This is a genomic window from Citrobacter sp. wls826 (genome assembly GCF_005281245.1).
Lineage (GTDB): Bacteria > Pseudomonadota > Gammaproteobacteria > Enterobacterales > Enterobacteriaceae > Citrobacter > Citrobacter braakii.
This window is the reverse complement of sequence record NZ_SZWS01000064.1, coordinates 34,176-34,914: the sequence shown is the minus strand read 5'-3', so window position 1 is coordinate 34,914 and position 739 is coordinate 34,176. Positions and strand designations below refer to the sequence as shown.

Below are 739 nucleotides of genomic sequence, written 5' to 3'. Positions count from 1 at the left end.
GTTGGCCCCTTAAAAAGCCAACGCAGCTGTAACCTGGCGCAGGAGGAATATCGGTATCGCCCGATGATTCGTGCCGCAGAAAATTCATGCGTATTATTATTTCTGTTAAAAGATAATTAATTCGATAAATGTGAATGATAAGTGAATAAATTCACGTAGAATATTGTTTTTTAATATTCATACATTAAAAATTATAATTTATAAGATATGCCTTAGCACTCCCCCTCCATTCATTCCGCAAAATATCGAGAATTAAAAAATTTACATAAAAATCTATGATTGCAACATGTTGTATTTTATGTTTTTTTTAATGATTCCTTTATTCTTATTTTTATCAATCCCAATAAAAACAATGCGTTGAGATATATATTCATGGCGGTGATTCGTTGTTATGAAATATGTCTTTGGATATACTCGCTTCTATATAAATTTATTTATATGGTGCCGCTGTATTACAGATTCGGAGAATCTGCGGCGGCGTGTTTCGTCGCTATGTCGTTTTATCTATATCATTTCGCTCACATCAGAGAGACTCACATTATGCAAAGGAAAGCTATTTCATTTTGTATTGCCCTGGCATTAAGCGGTAATACATTTGCCGCCGATCTTAACAACAACGAAGACAAAAAAAAGCAGTGTCCCGAAAATATCAGCAGCCTTTCTCAGGCTGAGCTGGCCAAACTGTCGCCGGAGTGCCAGAAAGCCACGGAAAGCGTTTTAGAGCAGGGCTGGGCATGGG

1 protein-coding gene is annotated in these 739 nt (G+C 37.1%); it reads left to right on the top strand.

Going from position 1 to position 739, the window contains the following annotated elements:
• Nucleotides 1-372: 372 nt before the first annotated feature.
• Nucleotides 373-739, top strand: a 367-nt coding sequence (locus tag FDW87_RS21120) for a hypothetical protein (RefSeq protein ID WP_212725449.1), incomplete at its 3' end; no start/stop codon positions are given.